Below are 2,512 nucleotides of genomic sequence, written 5' to 3' on the forward strand. Positions count from 1 at the left end.
GGGGCAAGGAAAAACGGTGATTGCAAGCCGTTAGGTTAACCTTACATGACCTAGTATCACTTGGTTTACCTTGGAGGGAAACTGAAGGGGGACAACAGCATGCCAAGAAAGCCGTAAGTTGGCTAAGCATCAAGCCACGACTGAACGGCGAGATATAAAGTACGAATAAGGATAAAAGCTAGACTGCTTGAACGATAGCACAAGGGAGGCCACCGTAACTAATCTTGGAAGATGCTTACGAACGAGATTTAACAGATGTCATGAGGATAGTGTATGTCATCCTACATGAATAAGGTCATCTGTTGCCCGCTTCTATATAGAAGAAACGTGTGAACGTCGTATCCGAAATCGTACGTGCAAGTTCCTTGTCTACTAAATGGGGATTGCCTACGTCAGAATGCCAAAATGGCTATTAAGGATAACTTTAAGACCCAACAGTCAAGAAGTATGGCTTATGAATATCTGATATGGCAACGGAGCCTTCATAGTAGTCAGAGCTAGGGAAAGCCTAGTACAAGGCGAAGGAAGGCAGTCTGTTAGCTTATTACCAAATTGGGGAGGTGCGAAAGGCACTATGCAATGTCCAAAAGTAGTATTAAGCAATCTGCGAAAGAAGAGTCTCGATAAAAAGTATCAATATACAAGACTCTATCGAAATCTTTACAATCCAGATTTCTTTTTACTGGCATACAATAATCTAAGTAAAAACGATGGTGCATTAACTATGGGAGTAGACCAAAGGTCTATTGATGGATTTTCTATGGAAGAAGTAGAACAGCTCATTGAAGTGTTGAAAAACAAGAGTTATCAACCCTACCCGTCCAAAAGAGTCTATATACCGAAAAAAAATGGTAAGAAAAGACCTCTAGGAATACCCAGCTTCTGTGACAAATTAGTGCAAGAAGTTATTCGCATGATTTTAGAAGTAATCTATGAACCGAATTTTTCTAATTCCTCACACGCGTACCGGAAAAATAAAAGTTGTCATAGCGCTCTATTAGAAATAAAGCGTACTTTTACAGGAAGTAAATGGTTCATAGAAGGAGACATTCGGGGTTTCTTTGATAACATTGAACATCATACTTTAATGGGGATTCTGCGAAGAAAAATTTCCGATGAAAATTTCATAGAACTCATTTGGAAGTTCTTACGTGCGGGGTATTTAGACGAGTGGAAGTTTCACAACACATATAGTGGAGCTCCACAAGGTGGTATTATAAGCCCGATACTCTCAAATATTTACCTTAATGAATTGGACGTATATATGGAATCTTTTAAGAACAGCTTCAATCAAGGAAAGAGACGAAAGAAAAATCCTGAATATGAAAACGTACGAAGTAAAATGCGTAGGCTTGAGAAGAAAATTGATAATACCGATGAACAAGAAGACTCTGATAGTATCGAAAACTGGAAGCAAGAAGTGAAGGTACTGAAGAAAAAACTAACACAAATGCCTTACAGTGATCAAATGGACAATGAATATAGAAGACTTACTTATGTAAGATATGCAGATGACTTCTTGATAGGAATCATCAGTTCAAAAGAGGATGCCCAATACGTAAAAGAAGAAATAGCAAAATTTCTAAAAGATAAGTTGAAATTGGAACTGTCCATGGAGAAAACGTTAATAACAAATGCATCAAATAAACAAGCTCAGTTTCTTGGATATGAAATCAAGATATTCAAAAGCCAAGCAATTCGTACGGATAAATTAGGTAGAAAAATAAGACTGTTAAATGGCAAAGTCCAATTAAAAATGCCACATAAAGCATGGGTAAATAAGTTACAAAAGTACCAAGCCATCCAAATGAGTGCCAAAGGCACTTGGAAGCCTAAACCAAGAAATTACTTTCAACGAAATGAAGACTTAGAGATTGTTTCCCAGTATAACAGTGAAATACGTGGATTGTATAACTATTATCGACTAGCCGAGAACGTGAGTAATCATATGCATAGGTTCGCTTACTTCATGTTTTATTCGATGTTGAAAACATTCGCTACGAAATATAGAAAGCGTACCAAACATATTCGGAAAAAGTATATGAAAAATGGACGCTTTACAGTGGAATATGAAACAAAAAGAGGTATAAAACAAATCCACTTTATCGAGCGTAATTTTCCGAGAATAAACGGAATTTCTAAAGAGCAAACAGATGTTGAAAAAAATACTAGATACACAATGAGTACAACAAGGCTCTCAGACCGAATAAAAGCGGAAACGTGCGAATCATGTGGACGAAGCAATACAACCATACACATGCATCACGTTAAAAGGTTGAAAAACCTTCGGGAAAAGTCGAATAAATCATATCTCGAACAACAAATGATAGCGAGAAATCGTAAAACAATCGCTCTTTGTAAAGAGTGTCATTTAAAAAGACACAAAGGCGAGATATAAAATGCAGATGACAGATGGAGAGCCGGATACATGGAGACGTGTAAGTCCGGTTCGGAGAGGAGCATTTGGAAACCTATCACAGAAACGTGGAAAGGCGCTGGATGCTTACTCTAC

The 2,512-nt window shown here is 37.6% G+C and carries 1 protein-coding gene; it reads left to right on the top strand.

The genetic code is table 11. The annotated features are described in order from the left end of the window. Positions 1 to 574 precede the first annotated feature (574 nt). A complete protein-coding gene (locus ACTFR3_RS30455; protein WP_440045175.1) occupies positions 575 to 2,398 on the top strand; it encodes a reverse transcriptase domain-containing protein in 1,824 nt (607 codons plus the stop codon). Positions 2,399 to 2,512: the final 114 nt, after the last annotated feature.

The organism is Bacillus cereus group sp. MYBK14-1 (genome assembly GCF_051916885.1).
GTDB classification, from domain to species: Bacteria; Bacillota; Bacilli; order Bacillales; family Bacillaceae_G; genus Bacillus_A; species Bacillus_A cereus.